This window comes from Brevibacillus aydinogluensis, from assembly GCF_961514395.1.
In the GTDB taxonomy this organism is placed as follows: Bacteria; Bacillota; Bacilli; order Brevibacillales; family Brevibacillaceae; genus Brevibacillus; species Brevibacillus aydinogluensis.
Genome location: NZ_OY569118.1, coordinates 1,401,053 through 1,419,537 on the forward strand (window position 1 = coordinate 1,401,053; position 18,485 = coordinate 1,419,537).

Genomic DNA, 18,485 nt, shown 5'->3' on the forward strand with positions numbered 1-18,485 from the left:
TGTCGGATGAGATCAGGAGATCCACCTATATATTCCCTGTGTTTAAGTTCCTGTGGACTTAAACCGTGGATAAATAGGTGGATTTTCTGTTTTCTTCCAGTGGAGGTGAACAGCAAAAGAGGGAAAACCAGTCCAGACTCGTCATAAATATTAAAAAAAGAGAATGGAGGAACAAGATGTCGGCGTATTGGGCGGAACTGATCGGGACCATGATGCTGGTGATTCTCGGGGACGGCGTCGTGGCGGGAGTCGTGCTGAACAAGTCAAAGGCAAAAGACAGCGGGTGGATCGTGATTACCCTGGGCTGGGGGTTTGCTGTCGCCTTTGCCGTATACGCGGTCGGGGCCATCAGCGGCGGCCATTTTAATCCGGCCATTACCATTGCGTTTGCGTCAATTGGCTCGTTTGCCTGGGAGCTCGTGCCCGGGTACATTTTGGCCCAGATGGCCGGGGCGTTTTTGGGAGCAATCTTTGTCTACCTGTACTACCTGCCGCACTGGAGAGAAACTGCTGACCCGGCGGCCAAGCTGGCAGTATTCTGCACAGCTCCGGCGATTCGACACACATTTGCGAATATTCTCAGCGAAGGACTGGGCACGTTTTTCCTCGTGTTTGGCCTGCTGGCTATCGGCAGCAACACGTTTACCGAAGGGCTCAATCCGCTGATCGTCGGATTTTTTATCGTCGCCATCGGCATGTCGCTCGGCGGGACCACCGGCTACGCGATCAATCCGGCGCGCGATCTGGGGCCTCGTCTCGCCCACTTTGTTCTGCCGATCCCGGGCAAAGGCACATCTGACTGGGGCTACGCCTGGATTCCGGTCGTGGGGCCGATCGTCGGCGGGACGGCGGGAGCGCTCGTCTTCAAGGCCTTGTTCGGATAGCGGTCGGCCCAAGCTGATTGAGGCAGAGATGATCGGGAAACGATAAAGGAGGATATGTGACGGATGGAAAAGATGTATGTTTTGGCCATTGACCAGGGCACGACCAGTTCCCGTGCCATTTTGTTCAACCGGGAAGGACACATGGTGGGAGTAGCCCAGAGGGAGTTTACGCAGATTTTCCCCGGCCGGGCTGGGTGGAGCACGATGCCATGGAGATCTGGTCGTCCGTCGTCGGCGTGATCGGCGAAGTGCTGGCCAACCACAACATCAGCGCCCAGGAAGTGGCCGCGATCGGCATTACCAACCAGCGGGAGACGACTGTCGTCTGGGACAGACACACCGGTCTGCCGGTCTACAACGCGATCGTCTGGCAGTCCCGCCAGACGGCCGATATTTGCGAAGAGTTGAAGGCGAAAGGGCTGAACGACCTGTTCCGCGAACGGACCGGCCTGTTGATCGACGCCTACTTCTCCGGCACCAAGGTCAAGTGGATCCTTGACAACGTGGAAGGGGCACGCGCCAAGGCAGAACGCGGCGATCTCTTGTTTGGCACCATCGATTCCTGGCTGATCTGGAAGCTCTCTGGCGGCAAGGCGCATGTGACTGACTACACCAATGCGTCCCGCACGCTGATGTACAACATTTACGACCTGCGCTGGGACGACGAACTGCTGGCGCACCTCACCGTGCCGAAAGCGATGCTGCCTGAAGTGCGCTCCAGCTCGGAAATCTACGCGCATACCGACAAAGATCTCTTTTTCGGCGTGGAGGCGCCCATCTCCGGCGCGGCGGGTGATCAGCAGGCAGCCCTGTTCGGCCAGGCATGCTTTGAGGAAGGCATGGCGAAAAACACCTACGGCACCGGCTGCTTCATGCTGATGAACACCGGGGAGAGACCGGTGCGTTCCGAACACGGCCTGCTGACCACGATTGCCTGGGGGATCGACGGCAAAGTGGAATATGCGCTGGAAGGAAGCATTTTTGTCGCCGGTTCCGCCATCCAGTGGCTGCGCGACGGCCTGCGCATGCTGAAATCAGCGGCGGACAGCGAAGCGTACGCCAGCCGAGTGGAATCGACCGAGGGTGTCTACGTGGTGCCGGCGTTCGTCGGCCTGGGCACGCCGTACTGGGACAGCGACGTGCGCGGCGCCGTCTTCGGCCTGACGCGGGGGACCAGCAAGGAGCACTTCATCCGTGCCACGCTGGAATCGCTGGCCTACCAGACGAAAGACGTGCTCACCGCAATGGAGGCCGACTCCGGCATCAATTTGAAAAAGCTGCGCGTGGACGGCGGCGCGGTGAAAAACGACTTCCTGATGCAGTTCCAAAGCGACGTATTGGGCGTGCCGGTGGAACGTCCGCAGGTAAACGAGACGACCGCTCTGGGAGCAGCCTATCTGGCCGGGTTGGCGGTAGGCTTCTGGAAAGACAGGCAGGAGATTGCCGCCAACTGGCACGTCGACGGCGTCTTTGACGTGAAGATGAGCGAGGAGAAGCGCAACGAACTGTACGACGGCTGGAAAAAAGCCGTGCGGGCTGCGATGGCCTTCAAATAATCGGCCGCATGTGGTATACTGTACGCGATAAGTTCATACGGATGGTCTGAGATACGGAGTCGACCACTGATCCTTCTTTGCAGGCAAGGAGGGATTGGTGGTCGTTTGTGTTTTTTCCGGACTGTTCGGGTTGACCCATCGATAAAGTAGAACAGGGAGTGATGCGTGATGAAACGAGCGGAGCACCTGGCGCAACTCAAATCGACAGAGGTAGACCTGCTGGTGATCGGCGGCGGTATCACCGGAGCGGGGATTGCGCTGGACGCCCAGGCAAGGGGGATTCAAACAGGGCTGATTGAGATGCAGGATTTCGCCGCGGGGACCAGTTCCCGCTCCACCAAACTGGTTCACGGCGGGCTGCGCTACCTGAAGCAGCTGGAGTTTCGCCTCGTCTCCGAAGTGGGCAAAGAGCGGGCGATCGTCTACGAAAACGCGCCGCACGTCACCCAGCCGGAGTGGATGCTGCTGCCGCTGATCGAAGGCGGCACGTACGGACGGCTGGCCACATCTGTCGGCCTGTACCTGTACGACTGGCTGGCAGGAGTGAAACGGAGCGAACGGCGGCGGATGCTCAGCCGGGAGGAGACGCTCAAGATGGAGCCGCTCCTGCGCAAGGAAAAGCTGAAAGCGGGCGGTTACTACGTGGAGTACAAGACGGACGACGCCCGGCTGACGCTGGAAGTGATCAAAGAGGCGGCGGCCCGCGGGGCGCTGCCGGTCAACTACGTGAAGGCGGAGTCGTTCCTGTACGAAAACGGCAAGGTCGTTGGCGTGCAGGCCGTCGATCGGATCAGCGGGGAGACGTTTGCCATCCGCGCAAAAAAAGTGGTTAACGCTGCCGGTCCGTGGGTGGATGAATTGCGCGAAAAAGACGGTTCCCTGCAGGGCAAGCGGCTCTTTCACACCAAAGGGGTGCACATCGTCTTTGACCAGGCGCGGTTTCCGCTGCGTCAGGCCGTCTATTTTGACACGCCGGACGGCCGCATGGCGTTTGCCATTCCGCGCGCGGGGAAAACCTACGTGGGCACGACCGACACCCCCTACGACGGCGATCTGGCCCATCCGGTGATGACGGTGGAAGACCGCGATTACCTGCTTTCGGCCATCCATTACATGTTCCCGGAGGTGGGCATCCGGGCGGAGGACATCGAGGCGAGCTGGGCTGGGATACGGCCGCTGATTTACGAGGAAGGCAAGTCGGCTTCGGAAATCTCCCGCAAAGACGAAGTGTTTCGTTCCCCGAGCGGTCTGATCACCATTGCCGGCGGCAAACTGACCGGCTACCGCAAGATGGCGGAAAAGGTGGTCAACATCGTCGCACAGGAACTGGGCGTACAGGCAGGGTGCACGACGGACCGGATTGCGCTGTCCGGCGGCAAGGTGGGCGGCTCCGCAGGTTTTGCATCCTTTGTCGCAAGGAAAACAGAGGAAGGGATGGCGGCAGGCCTCAGTCGTGAGGAGGCGGAACGGCTCGTTCGCCGCTATGGCAGCAATATAGACCGCCTGTTTGCGATTATCCGCGAGCGCGGGCAGGAAGCAAAGCGGCACCAGATGTCGCTGGAAGTGTTCACGTCCCTGGTGTACGCGCTGGAAGAGGAGATGGCGGTGACACCGGTGGACTTTTTGCTTCGCCGCACGAGCAGTCTGCTGTTTGACATCGCGTGGGCGAAGCGCTGGAAAGAGCCGATCCTGTCCTTCATGAAGCAGTACGGAAACTGGAGTGCGGAACAGGCGGACGCGTACCGCCGCGAACTGGAGCAGCAGATCCACGACATGACGCCCTGACAGGCGGGCGAGGCGCCAAGTTAAATGGTCATGCTAACACCCCCTCCGGCAGATGATTCGGAGGGGGTGTTTTTGTTGTCAGTTACGTCAGTGAATGGCGCCGCTTGTCGTGAATCAGCTTGTCCTTCAACGCCCGCAAGCGGTCGGACAGGGCGACAGGGTATACTTCCGGGTTGTCGAGGCGGAGGTATTCTTCCCAGAACGTGCTTTTCTGCTTGCGGTGGAAGTCCCTGATCTCGTCCAACGTGGGCTTCTGATAGACAAGCTGACCGTTTCGGAAAATGGGGCGAAGCAATTCCACTGCCGTAAAGTCGACGACCCGCTTGCTTTTGAGCGGATTGGTCGGGTGCTTCAGAACGATTTCGGTAAGGTTGTCCAGCGTCTCTTCCTGCAGACAGATGTAATCGCCTTTGGCCATGCCGTTTCGATCGTAGAGGCGGTACACTTTTTTCAGCCCGGGGTTGATGATTTTGTCCAGGTTCTCCGAGATTTTGATCAGCGCGATCCATTCCCGCTCGGTTTTGCGGGCGACGATCTTGTGCACGCCGCCAAGGGCGGGGCTGTCATAGGCTGTAATGAACTTCGTGCCGATGCCCCACACGTCGATTTTGGCCCCCTGCAGCTTGAGCGAAGCGATCGTGTACTCGTCCAGGTCGCTGGAAGCGGCAATTTTTACGTACGACAAGCCGGCGTTGTCCAGCATCTCCCGCGCCCGCTTGGACAGGTAGGCCAAATCGCCGCTGTCCAGCCGGATGCCGTTCAGCCTGTGTCCGTGCTCTTCCATGATCTTGGCCGTCTTGATCGCGTTGGGGATGCCGCTACCCAGCACGTCAAAGGTGTCGACCAACAGGATTGACTTCGCCGGAAAGACCTCGGCAAAGGCGAGAAACGCGTCCAGCTCGCTGGGGAAAAACTGGACGAACAGGTGGGCGTGCGTTCCCGTTGTGGGCACGCCGTACTTTTTGCCTGCTTTCAGATTGGACGTAAAGTGAAAGCCGGCGATGTAGGCGGCTCGTGCCCCCTGGACGGAAGCGTCCCGCCCCTGGGCGCGGCGTTTGCCCATTTCGATCACGGTCTGCCCGTCCGTCGCCGTGATGATGCGGGCCCCTTTGGTCATCAGCAGCGACTCGCTGTTGATGGTATTCAGCAGCTGCGCTTCAATCCAGATGCATTCGATCACGGGGGCGATGATCCGGATGTAGGGGGTGTTGGGGAAGACGATCTGGCCTTCTTCCATGGCATCCAGATGGCCGGTGAAGCGCAGGTTTCGCAGCTCTTCGAGAAAGTCCTCGTCGTACAGGTTTTTGGAGCGCAGGTAGGCGATGTCCGATTCGTTGAAGTACAGGTTTTGGAGAATGTCAATCAACTGCTCCAAGCCGCCGAATGCCACGTACCCGCCCAGCTCGCCCTGGTAATCCCCTGTCGGTTTGACGAAGGGTGCCTTGCGGTAAAAGTCGTCAAATACCACTTCGGTTTTGTGCAGCCCTTTCTTGTACAGCGCGTACATCATGCTGAGCGCGTACTCGTCCGCGTCGAGGGCGTAATCCCGGGACGGATCGTAGTAGGGCAGCACTTCAAACGACCGGGTCTCATCGCAAGCCGCGCATTTCTGCGGTTGATCGGTCGTGCGGAAATTGGGCTGGCCGCACGTTTGGCAAATGTGGACAAAGCGGTAGATTTTCGGGTCAATTACGTCAAAAAGCGTCTTGTAGGGTGTCATCTAGGCGTCTCCTTATCACAAATCGGCCAAAACCTGGAGGCCGAGCTGATTTTTGAAGTGGTTCAAGGCCCATTCGTGACCGGCCGGGTTAAAGCTGGCGACGGCATCGGCGTGAATCACGACCGTAAACCCGCGGTAAAAGCCGTCGATCGCCGTGTGCAGCACGCAGATGTCCGTGCAGACGCCGGTAAGGTGGATTTCGCGAATGCCCCGAGCGTGCAGCTGCAGGGCGAGATCGGTCCCCTGAAATGCGCTGTAGCGGGTTTTGTCCATCCAGGTAATGAGTCCGGCATGCCGTTCGTACACGTCCTGCACCTTTCCGTACAGCCGTCGCCCCTCGGTGCCGATGATGTTGTGCGGAGGATACAGCGGCGTTTCCGGGTGGTACGGGTCGTCCTTCTGGTGGGCGTCCACCGCCATGACGACGTAGTGGCCGTCGCGCACGAACTGCTCGGTCAGCTCCGCGATCCGCTGTTCGATCCGCTGGGCCGGTTCCCCGCAGGTCAGCGCTCCGTCGGCTGCCACGAAATCGTTCGTATAGTCAATCACTATCAAGGCGTTCATCGCTATCCCCCCGAAAGAATCAATAGACCGCGGCGTTTGCCAGCCGGCCAAAACGATGCCAAGTCGTGACTGTCGTTACGGAAGTTGGCTTCATCTTACCTGGTAAACATACCCACGTCAATATGACGCCATGCAGGCATGTATTTTATGTGAAAATATTGACGATTCAGCCAATAGGGCGTTACCATTCGGGGTACATTCACTATTTGTCTTTGAGGAAAGGGAGGATGCAGATGGCGCAAACGGCTGTATCGCCGAAGACGGGCACCAAAGCGTTGGTCGCCAGTCTGATCGGCAGCTCCATCGAGTGGTTTGACTACTTTCTCTACGGGACGGTAGCATCACTGGCATTTGGCAAGCTGTTTTTCCCCAATACGGACCCTGTGGTGGGACTGCTGCTCTCCTACCTGTCGTTTTCCTTGACGTTTTTCATTCGTCCGTTGGGAGGCCTCATCTTCAGTCATATCGGCGACAAGGTCGGACGAAAAAAGACGCTGGTGCTGACGCTTTCGCTGATGGGGACGGCGACGGTCCTGATCGGCCTTTTGCCTGGATACGACACGATTGGCGTGTGGGCCCCGATCCTGCTGTTCATCCTTCGTCTGGTGCAGGGGCTGGGGATTGGCGGCGAGTGGGGCGGCGCCCTGCTCCTGGCTGTAGAATACGCACGAAACGACCAACGCGGCTTCTACGGCAGCATTCCCCAGATGGGCGTGACCATCGGCATGCTGCTCGGCACGTTATCCATGTCGCTCATGAGCCTGCTGCCGGAAGAACAGTTCCTGGCGTGGGGCTGGCGGGTGCCGTTTGTCCTCAGTGCCGTGCTCGTCTTCCTCGGCCTGTGGATTCGCAGCGGCATCGACGAGACGCCTGCGTTTCGTGCCGCGCAGCAAAGCGGCAGCATTGCCAAAGTGCCGCTGGCGGACACGCTCCGCTACCACTGGAAGTCCGTTCTGATCGCCATTGGGGCCAAAGTGGTGGAGACCGGACCGTTCTACATTTTCTCAACGTTTGTGATCGCCTACGCGACGAAGTACCTCGACTACGACCAGGTGACTGCGCTGAACGCGGTGACGATCGCCACGCTGGTGGCCACTATCGCGATTCCGTTTATGGGCAAATGGTCGGATAGGGCCGGACGCAAACCGCTCTACATCGGCGGCACTGTGGCGATCATGCTGTTTGCGTTTCCATACTTTTATCTGCTTTCGCTCAAGTCGGCGTTTTGGCTGACGGCGGCCACGGTGATCGGACTGGGCATCCTCTGGGCGCCGGTGACGGCTGTTCTGGGAACGCTGTTTTCCGAGATTTTCAGGACAGAGGTGCGCTACACCGGTGTGTCCCTCGGCTATCAGATAGGGGCAGCCATCGCTGGCGGGACCGCTCCGCTGATTGCTACCTGGCTGCTTGACGTGTTTGCCAACTCGTGGGTACCGGTCGCTTTGTACATCATCTTGACCGGGTTGATTTCGCTCGTCGCCATCGGAGCAGCGAAGGAGACGAAAGCAGCAGACTTGGGAGCGGACAAGTAAGAAAATGGAGGAATGGTCATGCTGGTACTGTCCCAGGAAGAGATACGCGAGCTGTACACGATGGAAGAATGCCTGCGGGACGTGGAAATGGCGTTTCGGCACGAGGCGGCGGGCGGCACGGTCACACCGGTTCGTACCGTGATCGCCCACGAAAAGCGGGGAGCGGTGACGCTGTACATGCCGTCGTTCGTGGAGGAGATCGAATACACGGCGGTGAAAGTGGTCAGCATCTTTCCGCAAAATGTGGAAAAAGGGCTGCCGTCCCTGCAGGGGGTCACGCTGCTGACGGAAGCAAAAAGCGGACGGCATGTGGCGCTGATGGATGCCACCTGGCTGACTGTTCTGCGCACCGGCGCGAGCAGCGGTGTGGCGACCAGGCTGCTGGCGCGCCCGGATGCCCGAAGCTGCGCTGTGCTGGGGTGCGGTGCCCAGGCGCTGGGGCAGGTGCAGGCGATCATGGCGGTGCGCCCGATCGAGCGGTTTTGGCTGTACAACCGGACGCGAGCGCGCGCGGAGCAGCTCGCCGACCGGATATACTCGCTCTACCCGGAGTGGAAGGGAAGCATCACATGTGTCGACGACGCTGACGAAGCCGTGTCTGCCGCCGATATCGTGGTGTTGAGCACCAAGGCGACCGAGCCGCTGTTTGACGGCAGCATCCTGCGCCCCGGTACCCACATCAACGCGATCGGCGCCTATCAGCCGCACATGCAGGAATTTGACGCGGTTACGTTGAACCGCTGCAGGAAAGTGGTGGTGGACACCAAGGAAGGGGCCCTGCACGAAGCGGGCGATCTGATCAAGCCGATTCAGCAGGGGGAGTGGTCGATCGACCGGCTGTATGGCGAAATCGGTGAACTGATCACCGGCCAAAAACCGGGGCGGGAGACAGACGAGGAAATCACCCTGTACAAATCGGTGGGGATTGCCTTCCTGGATACGATGGTGGCTTGCGCCGTCTACGAAAAGGCGAAGCGGCTGGGAGCAGGTACGACCGTGACGCTGTAGGAGCAATCTGCCGGCACGGAGGTGTGCGTCCGGGCAGCACGCTGCGCGCGCAGATCCACGCTGCTGGATGTGCGGAAACGATATCGGAAAGGCGGGAGTACATGGAACTTGCGTTTGATCATCTGGTACACTTTCTTCGCCGCCCACCCGTCGAGGCGGCGGAGCACATGCAAACCAAAGGATTTCACGCGCTGGCGGGCGGCCGGCACGAGGCCTGGGGGACTTGCAACAGCCTCATCTACTTCGATCTTGCCTATGTGGAATTTCTCGCTGTGGAGTACCCGCAGGTGGCTGAGCGGTCTGACAATCCCCTGGTCCGGCAGTTGGTGAAGGACGCGGCAGTGGGCGAGGGCATGGGGCAAATTGCCCTGCGGACGCGCGAAATTACACGTTGGGCGGAGTATTTTCACGAGCGCGGGATGAACGTAATCGGTCCGCTACCGGGCAGCAGGATGCGGGACGACGGCACGGTGATCCGCTGGCAGATGTTGTTTGCGGAGCCGCCGGAGGAGAGGGGGCGTATGCCGTTTTTGATCCAGTGGGAACAGAGCGACGACGAGCGGCGGGACGATCTCACCCGCCGTGGTGTGATAGCTTCGCATCCCAATGGAGCGCATGCCCTCACGAGCGTCTGCGTGGCGGCGCACGACGCGGACGAAGCGGCGGAACGCTGGCAGCGGTGGTTTGGCCTGCAGGCCGCGGACGCATTTGTCGATGAAGCGCTGAACGCCCGCTGCCGGACTTTGCCGTTTTTCGGCGGGGGTGTCGTGCTGTGCCAGCCGTTGGGGGAGGGATTGGCCCGTGACGCGCTGCTGACCCGCGGAGAGATGCCGTTTGTGGTCCGCTTTGCCGGTCGAGGCCAAGCGATGCGCCACGAACTGTACGGCGGATGGTATGAGTGGTGAAAGAGCCCAAGCGGCTCTTTTTCTTTTTTTAGTAAAATTGAAAAAACAAGAAATCACGTACGTTCATGTTATTATGTGTGTAGATTGTTAAGTAATTTGTCGGTCAGATAGGGGGAACAACGTGGAGGTACAGCAACGTACGCTGCAAAAAGAAGTGGGGTTAACGTTGGCTACATCGTTGGTGATCGGGACTGTCATCGGCTCGGGCATATTCATGAAGCCGGGCAAGGTGATTGAATACGCCGGTGACTCCACGCTGGCACTGTGGGCGTGGATCGTGGGAGGACTGATCACGCTGGCGAGCGGGTTGACCATCGCCGAGGTGGGCACGCAAATCCCCAAGACAGGGGGGCTGTACGTCTATCTGGAAGAAGTGTACGGAAAGGTGTGGGGCTTTCTCGCTGGATGGGTGCAGTCAGTCATCTACGGCCCGGCGGTAATCGGCGCACTTGGCTTGTATTTTGGTTCGTTGCTCGTCCACCTGTTTGGCTGGGACGGTGCATGGAAACTGCCGATCGCGGTCGGTACGGTGCTCCTGCTGACCGTGGTCAACAGCCTGGGAACCCGGTACGGGGGCTTCGTCCAAACGGCAGCCACCTTCGGCAAGCTGGTGCCAATCGCGCTGATCGCCGTGTTTGGTATGTGGAAAGGAAACGGACAGATTTGGGGGGCCGACAGCGGCGTGGCCGCCGAGATCAGCTTTGGGGCGGCCGTGTTGGCTACGCTGTGGGCCTACGACGGCTGGATGTTGGTCGGCTTCATGGCCGGAGAGATGAAGAACCCCGCCAAAGTGCTGCCGCGTGCCATCATCGGCGGTCTGCTCGTGGTGACACTGGCGTATCTGTCGGTCAATGCGGCTCTGCTCCATCTGATGCCTGCATCCGAGATTGTGCGCTTGGGGGAAAACGCCGCAGGTGCAGCAGCGTCGCACTTGTTTGGCGAATGGGGCGGCAGGCTGATCAGCGTCGGGATTCTCGTCTCCATCTTTGGCTGCCTCAACGGCAAAATCCTGGCGTTTCCCCGTGTGCCGTTCGCCATGGCAGAGCGCGGCCAGCTTCCTGGCTCCCGCTGGCTCTCCCGCATCCATACCGCCTACGGCACACCGGTAGCCGCCATTTTCTCACAAGCACTGATCGCTGTGATCATGATGGTGGTGAGCAATCCCGACCACTTGTCCGAGCTGGCCATTTTCTCCGTCTACCTGTTTTACATTTTGGCCTTCGTCGCCCTGTTCATCCTGCGCAGACGTCAAGGGGGACAGACACGCGCTTACAGCGTGCCGCTCTATCCGATCGTGCCGCTGTTCGCCATCGCCGGTTCGCTCTATATCCTTGCGAGCACGCTGCTCACCAATCCGGTGAATACGCTGGCGGCCATTGCCATTACGCTCTTGGGTCTTCCGTTTTTCTGGCGCGGGCAGCGAAAAATGAAGTCCGCCGATGCGAGCCGATGAGCCAACCATCAGCCTGACAAACCGAAAGCGCTCCTTCCCTCCAAACGGTTGGAATCGACCGATTGGAGGGTTTTTTCTTGGGAAAACGAGGGCAAAAAAAGAGCAGTGACCTCGGCGTCAGAGGTTCTGCTCATCGTTGTCAGGTTCTCACTGTCTTTTTGACCAATTGGCGGTACATGTACAGCATCGCCAGTCGCCACGGAACGATCATGCCGTAGGCGAGGACGAAGAACAGTCCCGCTGTTTGCATGATCGTCAGCGAATCGTTTACCCACAGTTTCATGGCAAAGCGGATTATCACCAGGACGACGAGGATGCCGAAAAAGGCTCGGGACCGTTTCAGATAGACGTCCTGGCCGACGATTTCGAAGCGGGATGTGAGGATCAACGGGATGGAAAAGATCATCCCGGTGAAAAAGGCGATCACGTCATAGATGAGCGGCGTGGCCGTTTCCGGAAAGTGAAACATCGCAAAACCGGTAGACATGAACAGGGGCGGCAGGATGATGCGCCGCACGGACACCGGCTTTCTGGACCCGCGCATGCGCAGGACGATCACCACTGTCGCCATAAGCAGTGGCAGCAGCATGCCCAGGGCTGTGGACGATAAAATCTGCATGAAAGTAGTCCCTCCTTGGCCCATGATATCTCTAGTGTACACCTTTTTGCAGAAAAAGGGGAAAGCGATTCGCTGTCTTTTCTTAAAGAAGCCCTACGCCGCCGCTGGTTTATCTGTCTCTCGGACGTCCAGCTTGTTTTTGATGCTGTAGGACAGCGTGACCACGCCCGTCAGCAGGGTGGCGGTGGCGATCACCAGCATGTAGCCGGAGATTCCCATAAGGTCGAGGCAGACGCCGGTCGTACCCAGGGCGATCAGGAAAACGCCGCGATCCAGCATGTTGCGGAAAGAGAAGAAACGCCCCTGCTGATGCTCCTCCAGCCGTCGCTGAAACACAGTCGTGGTGACCGGGAAGAAAAAGGCGACGGTCATGCCGAACAGTGCAAACGAGGCCAGCACCATGATCCGGTTTTCCGCGAATGACATTCCGTATTGGGCCAGGGCAAACGAAAACAAGAGGGCAGCGGATACGACGATCAGGTTGCGTCCGCCGATCCAGCGCTTGGCCAGCAGTCCGCCCACCAGAATGCCGGTCCCCTCCACCCCGTAGATCCAGCCCATCATTTCGGGCGCCTGCTGGATTTCGCTGAAGTTAAGCACCAGCAAGTTGATGCCGCCGAGGAACAGCGTGATCAACCCCATGTTCACCAGCCCGACGAGCAGGACCGGATCCTTTTTGGTGATCGTCAGCACTTCACGAAACTCCACCTTCTCCTGCTGTTTGTGGGAGGCGATTGGCGGAATTCGCAGCAGCAAGGTCAACAGCGTCACGATGATGTAGGCAACAACGGACAGCGCGTAGAGCATCCGAAGATCCATCGAGGCGACGAGGACACCGCCGATCGCGGTTCCGCCGATGCGGGACAGCGTGGAAATGTTCAGATAGACGCTGTTCGCCTTGAGCAGTTCCGACGACGGCAGGATCGCGGGCAGCGATGCCTGCAGGGTAGGGAAGTAAAAGGCGGCGGACGCCTGCATGATGATCAGGGAAACGACCATCCACCCGAGCGAGTCGTGCGCGATGGCAGGAAACATGCAGATGGGACTCAGACAGCGAACCAGGCTGGACACCAGCATGATCCGACGCTTGTCGGAGCGGTCGATGACGACGCCTGCCTTGGGTGCCAGCAGGATGCTTACCACCAGGCCGCTCATCAGGATCAGCCCTTTGAGCGCGTCAGACGGGATCAGATGCTGCATGAACTGCAGATTGGCGATTATGGAAATCCACAGCCCCGATCCGGTGATCACTTCCCCGATCATTAACAGGAGAAACGTACGATTTCGCCACAACATGGCAGCCACTCTCCGTTTTAATCAAAATCATTTTATCAATCCGATTCAAACAGTATACCACCTGCCCACTGGTTTGTATATGACTCTGTTGGTTTCAGTTGGGTATGGCTTGCCGGCACTGGGGGGAAGCTAAGGGCATCAGATTGGATTGGGGAGCAAGGAGAATTTTCATGAAGCGGAAACGCTCGCTATTGCTGTTGATCGCCTACGGCTTTATCGCAACGTTGGCTGTTTATTACGGATTGGTGGAAAGGGAGAGTCTGGCTGTCACGTTCGTCTCATTTCACCTGCTGGTCTGCCTCGGCATTCCCCTGCTGCACGGATGGTGGGAAGGGGGATTGCCCGACAGTTGGCGGCGTGCGTGGCTCCCCTTTGACAAGCAGGGGGCGGTCTGGGGGCTAGCTGCGGGAGCGTTCATGTTGACGGGAATTCTCGCCGGGATCCGGTTGCTTTTCGCCTCCGGGGTGCAGCCGGAAGAGATCCGCGCCGTGCTGGAACGATGGGGACTCACCCGGCAGGCGCTCTGGTGGTTTTCGCTGTACATGACAGCCGTCAATTCGCTGTTGGAAGAGCTGTTTTGGCGCGGGTTCGTCCTGGAGCGGCTGCTGGCTGCCATGTCCCGCTTCGCTGCTGTACTGCTCAGCAGCTTCTTTTTTTGCCTGTATCATCTGCTGGTGGCCACCGTTCTGTTCGGCTGGCGGTGGGGTGTGTGGATTACACTCATGGTGCTGGCCATCGGCGTATTCTGGGGGTGGCTCAAGGGTGTGTTTCCCGCCGTGTACGCCACGTGGTTCAGCCACATGCTGGCCGATTTGGGCATCATTCTCGCATTGGTCTTCTGGGTGTACATGGGCTGAATGTGACGGCGGGATTCAGCGCGATTGCCCGTTTTGTTTGTGCCGGTCCCGAAGCGAGAGCTGGCGGGCCCGCTCGGCGATGACGGCGCTGCGGTCGCGCAAGGTGTGCTTGTGCAGCAGATACCGGTTGGCCATGTCGCTTGGCCGATCACATGGCAATCCCCGTTCCGCACACATCTGCTGCACGCGCAGGCGCAAGTTTGGATCAGCAATCGGCAGTGAGATGCTGCGGTACGGAGCGCCAGCCTCCATCTCGGTGACGACGTCGTGGAGAAGGTGAAGCAGGGTGACGGGTTCCAGACCGAGACGGCCGATTGCTTCCTGCTGCTGCTCCAGGATGCGCAGGGCGCTGTTCATCATTTTGACGGCGCCGGCCTGATTCCCCCTGCGGTGGTGGTACAGCCCGACGGCGATCTGAATCAGCCCGACCCAGACGGGGCTGCGCTGTCCGGCCTCACTTTTCCAGTACTCTTCCAAAATTTCGTGACATTCGAAGTAGTCCCGTTCGGCGTGGAACTGGACCAGGTATTCCAGATAGGGGTGCGGGTACATGACAAGCTCCTCGCTCTTTTGTTTTCCGATTCAACCATGTACTATTATAAAGGAAAACGCAAGCAGAAAACGAGGTGCAGGTTAGAAGATGACCAAAGAGGAAATTCTCTCCATTCTGCAGGAAAGAGATATGACGGAAGTAATCGAATTGATTGAGGATGCCGAATCGGGCGATCTGGAAGAGCTGGAACTGGTGGAGAGCCTGGGCCTGCTGCGGGACGAGGAGCTGAACCGGGAAGTGCTGCAGCTCCTGGAAAGCCTGGGGGTTACGATCATCTACCTGAAAGGCGATGAAGAGGACGCCGAGGACGAAGACGAGTAACACGCGACCGCCCCTGCTCGCGGGGGTGGTTTTTGCCCGGGCAAAAGGGAATGACTGGCTCCGCCCATTGCGGAGCCGCATGTTCCCTTTGTCCGTGGATAGCGGTTACTTTTGCGTCCAGACGCGGTTCTTGTTGCGGGTCGGGGGAAACTTGTCCCCTTTGCCCAGCTCGATGATCATCGGGTTCTGCACGCTGGCGCCGGTTTCCCCGATTTCCATGTAGACCGCGTTTTTCGGAGACTTGTCGCCTTCACGAAAACGGCTGCGCTCGCCCATCTGGGTCACCCCGCTTTCTTCTCATGTTGTGTCCCGTTTAGTATCTCCCCAAGGGACTGGCTCAACCCTTGTGCCGCTATTGACGATAGATTCAGAATTGATTTACGATAGGAGCACCACAGATCCGGGGGGTTGTATCGTGCATCGTCTGTCTCTGCAAAAAGATTCCAACATCTCGTACCACGAACAACTGTATCAGCAAATTGCCGCCTTCATCCGCAGCGGGGAACTCCCGCCGCAATCACAGCTTCCGACTGTACGGCAATTGGCTGCCCATCTCAAGGTGAACTACAACACGGTGCGCAGTGTCTACCTGCGCTTGCAGCAGGAGGGACTGGTCGACTCCCGGCAGGGACGGGGAACGATCGTCAGCAGCGTGGTAAACGACCCCCTGTTGACCCGCAACCCCGCCCACCTGGCGCTATTGGCCAAGGAAACGCTGCACAAGGTAAAGGCAATGGGATATTCGATGGACGAGTTTACGCGCGTCTTGTCCGCTGTCATGCAGGAGATCAACCAGTCCCCCGTGCTGTTTCTCCGCTTTACGGAACTGGAGCTGGCCGAGTATCTGCGGCTGGTGCAGTATCACCTGCCGAGCGCGATGGTGGAAGGTCGCACGTTTGACGAATTTTGGGAGCGGCTGGAAGAGGACGCCGGCTTTTTGCAGCAGTACAAGGCAATTGTCACCCATCCCAGCGTTACCCTCAAAATAAAGCAGGCGCTCCCGCGGGAAGCGCCTCCGGTGGTCAGCCTGGATTTCATCCCCGACCCGACCATCGTCATTCCCGCCCTGGAAGCGTACCCCCGCCACACCAAGGTGGGCCTGATCTGCGCCACCATCCGGGGAGCGGAAGGCATGATCGACGACTTGTACAACGCCGGAATCACGCATCTGGACCTGCGGACAATCGAGGCCAACCACCCTGACGTGTTTGAGCTGATTGCCAACTGCGACGTGGTCTACATCTCCAAACCGGGTTACATGACTCGGCCCCATCTGTTAACCTTGCCCAAGGTAAAGGAGTTTCAGGAAATCCCCGATCATCACGGAATCAACGAACTGCGGAAGATCGTCACGCAGTAATGCCCTCATGGTTATCCGTTTATTTCTGTACAGTTTAGACAAGTGTACCATGCCAATGCCACCCCTTCGACATAGCATGTAACTGTACCAACTCAGAGGGGGTGAGCTCATGAGCTGCGGATGCCATAAGTCTCACGGGCACAAATGCCACTACAAAAAATGCTGTAAGAAGAAGTACTACAAGAAAAAATGCTACTACAAACCGGTCTACAAGTACGATTGCTATCACTATCGGAAAGAGCGCTACGGAAAAGGATGCGACTCGTACGGTTCCTCGTCCATGCGTCACTGGTATGACAGCCCTGACAGCCCCTACTAAACACGAAAAAAGCGCCTCCTTAAGAGGCGCTTTTTTCTCTCCGCAAGTTTTCGGAAGGTCTGCCGTACATTTGAAAGTGAAGGAACAAACAAGGGGGGCTATGCATGAATCAGGAACGGCCCGGCAAACAGGAGCGGATGTGGGCGGTCGCTGCGCATCTCTCTGCCTTTGCCGGATTTGTCATTCCGCTGGGGAACGTGCTGGGGCCGCTGATTGTCTGGCTGCTCAAGCGGGAAGAGGGAGCGTTTGTCGACAGCCAAGGGAAAGAGGCACTCAACTTTGGCATCAGTGTCACGATATACGGGGCGATCAGTACGCTGCTGATTTTTCTGTTTGTTGGCGTCCTGCTCTTGTTCGCCCTGTTCGTCTTTTGGGTGGTGGTCGTCATCATGGCGGCGATCAGAGCCAATGACGGCATACCCTATCGCTATCCGCTCACACTGCGCTTTATCACCTGACAACAGCCGTTCGATATTTGAACGGCTGTATTTGTGTTGGCATTTTTCTGACAATGAAGGAATGCGGCCCGCCCATCACGAAATACCAAAACATGGACAAGGGTGGAAAGGGGTGGAAACCGCATGTTGACAGGGATCACGGTCGTCGATTTTTCACGTCATCTCCCCGGGCCGTATTGCACAATGAGGCTGGCCGACCTGGGGGCAGAAGTGATCAAGGTGGAAGCCCATCCCGGGGGAGATCCCGGCCGTTCGCTGGGGCCGCGGGTCAAAGAGACGGGGGCGTTGTTTTTAAGCTCCAATCGCAACAAGCGGAGCGTCGCGCTAAACCTGCATACCGAAGCGGGCAGAGCCTTGGCGTTTGACCTGGCCAGCCGTGCTGACGTGGTGGTGGAGAGCTTCCGTCCGGGCGTGATGCGCCACCTCGGTCTGGACTACGACAGCCTGTCTGCTGTCCATCCTTCGCTGGTGTATTGCTCGGTTACCGGATACGGCCAGACGGGGGACATGCACCAGTTGGGCGGCCACGACCTCAACTACCAGGCGATCAGCGGGCTGCTGTCAGCGATTCGCGACAGCGAAGGCAGGCCGGTCCCCCCGGAAGTGCCGATCGCCGATTACGCTGTGGGCCTGTACGCAGCCGAGCAAATTTGTGCGGCGCTGGTTCGGCAATATCGACACGGACAGGGCGCTTACCTCGACGTCGCTGCAGTGGACGTGCTCTCCTCCTGGATGGGACTGCATGCCCTGCTCGCCCATGACGGGCAGGCGATGGCGATGGGCCAATTTCTGAAGGGCATGCTGGCATACCAGGTGTACGAGAGCGCGGATGGCAAGTACGTCACGCTGGCGGCGCTGGAGGAGAAGTTCTGGCACAACTTCTGCCGGGCGGTTGGACGGGAAGACTGGGAGACCCTGCACGGCGCGTTGATCGCTGACCACCCAGACGTTTACGAGGAAATGAAAGCCCTGTTTTTATCACGGACGCAGGCAGAGTGGAGCGAACTGGGGAGTGAAGTGGACTGCTGCCTGACCGCGGTGGAAGAGATGGACACCTGGAGCGGCAGTGCGTATGTCGCCAGCCGGGAAGTCGCCTTTACCCTGCCGTACGGAACCGATGGAGAGACGCTGCAGGTGCGCGTGGAACGATCCCGCCCGCTGGACGGCATGACGCCTCCTCCGCGCTGCGGGGAAGACACCCGTGACGTGTTGAAAACCAAGCTGAACCTGACGGATGACGAATTGACCCGCTTGGAACAGGAAGGCGTCATCCCGCAGCGTATGCTGTAAAGAAA

The 18,485-nt window shown here is 58.6% G+C and carries 18 protein-coding genes and 1 pseudogene; 13 read left to right on the forward strand and 6 right to left on the reverse strand.

Features of this window, described 5'->3' with window-relative positions; genetic code table 11:
* Positions 1 to 176 precede the first annotated feature (176 nt).
* The 3 genes and pseudogenes from Q7F15_RS06865 to Q7F15_RS06875 all read left to right on the forward strand — a co-directional run bounded on the left by Q7F15_RS06865 (position 177) and on the right by Q7F15_RS06875 (position 4,225).
* Positions 177 to 884, forward strand: a complete 708-nt coding sequence (locus Q7F15_RS06865; RefSeq protein ID WP_171564318.1) for an MIP/aquaporin family protein — start codon at positions 177 to 179, stop codon at positions 882 to 884.
* 63 nt (positions 885 to 947) lie between these two features.
* Positions 948 to 2,440, forward strand: a pseudogene (gene glpK, locus Q7F15_RS06870) (glycerol kinase GlpK).
* A 168-nt stretch (positions 2,441 to 2,608) separates the two neighbouring features.
* Positions 2,609 to 4,225 carry a glycerol-3-phosphate dehydrogenase/oxidase gene (locus tag Q7F15_RS06875; protein WP_212131863.1) on the forward strand — a complete coding sequence of 539 codons (1,617 nt, stop codon included), beginning with the start codon at positions 2,609 to 2,611 and terminating at the stop codon, positions 4,223 to 4,225.
* Between the two features lie 82 nt (positions 4,226 to 4,307).
* Here Q7F15_RS06875 and Q7F15_RS06880 read toward each other — a convergent pair whose 3' ends face one another.
* Positions 4,308 to 5,945, reverse strand: coding sequence for a nicotinate phosphoribosyltransferase (locus tag Q7F15_RS06880; protein ID WP_171564315.1), 1,638 nt, complete (start codon positions 5,943 to 5,945; stop codon positions 4,308 to 4,310).
* Between the two features lie 15 nt (positions 5,946 to 5,960).
* The gene (locus Q7F15_RS06885; RefSeq protein ID WP_304415292.1) at positions 5,961 to 6,509 is read right to left on the reverse strand and encodes a cysteine hydrolase family protein; all 549 of its coding nucleotides are present in this window, start codon (positions 6,507 to 6,509) and stop codon (positions 5,961 to 5,963) included.
* Positions 6,510 to 6,736: 227 nt separating this feature from the next.
* Here Q7F15_RS06885 and Q7F15_RS06890 point away from each other — a divergent pair, with 227 nt between their 5' ends.
* The 4 genes from Q7F15_RS06890 to Q7F15_RS06905 all read left to right on the forward strand — a co-directional run bounded on the left by Q7F15_RS06890 (position 6,737) and on the right by Q7F15_RS06905 (position 11,407).
* Positions 6,737 to 8,041 (forward strand): MFS transporter, encoded by a 1,305-nt coding sequence (locus Q7F15_RS06890; RefSeq protein ID WP_171564313.1) that lies wholly within the window; start codon positions 6,737 to 6,739, stop codon positions 8,039 to 8,041.
* Positions 8,042 to 8,059: 18 nt separating this feature from the next.
* Entirely contained in the window at positions 8,060 to 9,049 is a 990-nt protein-coding gene (locus Q7F15_RS06895; RefSeq protein ID WP_212131864.1) for an ornithine cyclodeaminase family protein, read from the forward strand.
* Between the two features lie 101 nt (positions 9,050 to 9,150).
* Positions 9,151 to 9,954 (forward strand): VOC family protein, encoded by an 804-nt coding sequence (locus Q7F15_RS06900; RefSeq protein ID WP_212131865.1) that lies wholly within the window; start codon positions 9,151 to 9,153, stop codon positions 9,952 to 9,954.
* 121 nt (positions 9,955 to 10,075) lie between these two features.
* Positions 10,076 to 11,407 (forward strand): APC family permease, encoded by a 1,332-nt coding sequence (locus Q7F15_RS06905; RefSeq protein ID WP_230077146.1) that lies wholly within the window; start codon positions 10,076 to 10,078, stop codon positions 11,405 to 11,407.
* 139 nt (positions 11,408 to 11,546) lie between these two features.
* On the opposite strand, the gene Q7F15_RS06910 is transcribed toward Q7F15_RS06905, so the two are convergent.
* Positions 11,547 to 12,026 (reverse strand): CcdC family protein, encoded by a 480-nt coding sequence (locus tag Q7F15_RS06910; protein ID WP_212131867.1) that lies wholly within the window; start codon positions 12,024 to 12,026, stop codon positions 11,547 to 11,549.
* A gap of 93 nt (positions 12,027 to 12,119) precedes the next feature.
* Positions 12,120 to 13,322 (reverse strand): MFS transporter, encoded by a 1,203-nt coding sequence (locus Q7F15_RS06915; protein WP_171564308.1) that lies wholly within the window; start codon positions 13,320 to 13,322, stop codon positions 12,120 to 12,122.
* A 170-nt stretch (positions 13,323 to 13,492) separates the two neighbouring features.
* On the opposite strand from Q7F15_RS06915, the gene Q7F15_RS06920 reads away from it, so the two are divergent.
* Entirely contained in the window at positions 13,493 to 14,179 is a 687-nt protein-coding gene (locus tag Q7F15_RS06920; protein WP_304415293.1) for a CPBP family intramembrane glutamic endopeptidase, read from the forward strand.
* Between the two features lie 15 nt (positions 14,180 to 14,194).
* Here the strand turns inward: Q7F15_RS06920 and Q7F15_RS06925 are convergent, their stop codons facing one another.
* On the reverse strand, positions 14,195 to 14,731 hold the full coding sequence (locus Q7F15_RS06925) for a DUF309 domain-containing protein (RefSeq protein WP_304415294.1): 537 nt from the start codon (positions 14,729 to 14,731) through the stop codon (positions 14,195 to 14,197).
* Between the two features lie 88 nt (positions 14,732 to 14,819).
* Between Q7F15_RS06925 and Q7F15_RS06930 the strand changes: the two genes are divergently transcribed.
* A complete protein-coding gene (locus Q7F15_RS06930) occupies positions 14,820 to 15,053 on the forward strand; it encodes a hypothetical protein (RefSeq protein WP_171564305.1) in 234 nt (77 codons plus the stop codon).
* A 105-nt stretch (positions 15,054 to 15,158) separates the two neighbouring features.
* Here Q7F15_RS06930 and Q7F15_RS06935 read toward each other — a convergent pair whose 3' ends face one another.
* A complete protein-coding gene (locus tag Q7F15_RS06935; RefSeq protein ID WP_171564507.1) occupies positions 15,159 to 15,329 on the reverse strand; it encodes a YjzC family protein in 171 nt (56 codons plus the stop codon).
* Between the two features lie 139 nt (positions 15,330 to 15,468).
* Here Q7F15_RS06935 and Q7F15_RS06940 point away from each other — a divergent pair, with 139 nt between their 5' ends.
* The 4 genes from Q7F15_RS06940 to Q7F15_RS06955 all read left to right on the forward strand — a co-directional run bounded on the left by Q7F15_RS06940 (position 15,469) and on the right by Q7F15_RS06955 (position 18,480).
* Complete coding sequence (locus tag Q7F15_RS06940; RefSeq protein ID WP_171564304.1) at positions 15,469 to 16,413, forward strand: GntR family transcriptional regulator; 945 nt, start codon at positions 15,469 to 15,471, stop codon at positions 16,411 to 16,413.
* 109 nt (positions 16,414 to 16,522) lie between these two features.
* Entirely contained in the window at positions 16,523 to 16,732 is a 210-nt protein-coding gene (locus tag Q7F15_RS06945; RefSeq protein WP_212131869.1) for a hypothetical protein, read from the forward strand.
* Between the two features lie 104 nt (positions 16,733 to 16,836).
* On the forward strand, positions 16,837 to 17,190 hold the full coding sequence (locus Q7F15_RS06950; RefSeq protein ID WP_171564302.1) for a DUF4870 domain-containing protein: 354 nt from the start codon (positions 16,837 to 16,839) through the stop codon (positions 17,188 to 17,190).
* Between the two features lie 123 nt (positions 17,191 to 17,313).
* Positions 17,314 to 18,480 (forward strand): CaiB/BaiF CoA transferase family protein, encoded by a 1,167-nt coding sequence (locus tag Q7F15_RS06955; protein ID WP_304415295.1) that lies wholly within the window; start codon positions 17,314 to 17,316, stop codon positions 18,478 to 18,480.
* Positions 18,481 to 18,485: the final 5 nt, after the last annotated feature.

Bases quoted from the DNA above. Each gene is read 5' to 3' on its own strand.
- Q7F15_RS06865 (WP_171564318.1), top strand. From the start codon at position 177: ATGTCGGCGTATTGGGCGGAACTGATCGGGACCATGATGCTGGTGATT.
- Q7F15_RS06875 (WP_212131863.1), top strand. From the start codon at position 2,609: ATGAAACGAGCGGAGCACCTGGCGCAACTCAAATCGACAGAGGTAGAC.
- Q7F15_RS06880 (WP_171564315.1), bottom strand. From the start codon at position 5,945: ATGACACCCTACAAGACGCTTTTTGACGTAATTGACCCGAAAATCTAC.
- Q7F15_RS06885 (WP_304415292.1), bottom strand. From the start codon at position 6,509: ATGAACGCCTTGATAGTGATTGACTATACGAACGATTTCGTGGCAGCC.
- Q7F15_RS06890 (WP_171564313.1), top strand. From the start codon at position 6,737: ATGCAGATGGCGCAAACGGCTGTATCGCCGAAGACGGGCACCAAAGCG.
- Q7F15_RS06895 (WP_212131864.1), top strand. From the start codon at position 8,060: ATGCTGGTACTGTCCCAGGAAGAGATACGCGAGCTGTACACGATGGAA.
- Q7F15_RS06900 (WP_212131865.1), top strand. From the start codon at position 9,151: ATGGAACTTGCGTTTGATCATCTGGTACACTTTCTTCGCCGCCCACCC.
- Q7F15_RS06910 (WP_212131867.1), bottom strand. From the start codon at position 12,026: ATGCAGATTTTATCGTCCACAGCCCTGGGCATGCTGCTGCCACTGCTT.
- Q7F15_RS06915 (WP_171564308.1), bottom strand. From the start codon at position 13,322: ATGTTGTGGCGAAATCGTACGTTTCTCCTGTTAATGATCGGGGAAGTG.
- Q7F15_RS06920 (WP_304415293.1), top strand. From the start codon at position 13,493: ATGAAGCGGAAACGCTCGCTATTGCTGTTGATCGCCTACGGCTTTATC.
- Q7F15_RS06925 (WP_304415294.1), bottom strand. From the start codon at position 14,731: ATGTACCCGCACCCCTATCTGGAATACCTGGTCCAGTTCCACGCCGAA.
- Q7F15_RS06930 (WP_171564305.1), top strand. From the start codon at position 14,820: ATGACCAAAGAGGAAATTCTCTCCATTCTGCAGGAAAGAGATATGACG.
- Q7F15_RS06935 (WP_171564507.1), bottom strand. From the start codon at position 15,329: ATGGGCGAGCGCAGCCGTTTTCGTGAAGGCGACAAGTCTCCGAAAAAC.
- Q7F15_RS06945 (WP_212131869.1), top strand. From the start codon at position 16,523: ATGAGCTGCGGATGCCATAAGTCTCACGGGCACAAATGCCACTACAAA.
- Q7F15_RS06950 (WP_171564302.1), top strand. From the start codon at position 16,837: ATGAATCAGGAACGGCCCGGCAAACAGGAGCGGATGTGGGCGGTCGCT.
- Q7F15_RS06955 (WP_304415295.1), top strand. From the start codon at position 17,314: ATGTTGACAGGGATCACGGTCGTCGATTTTTCACGTCATCTCCCCGGG.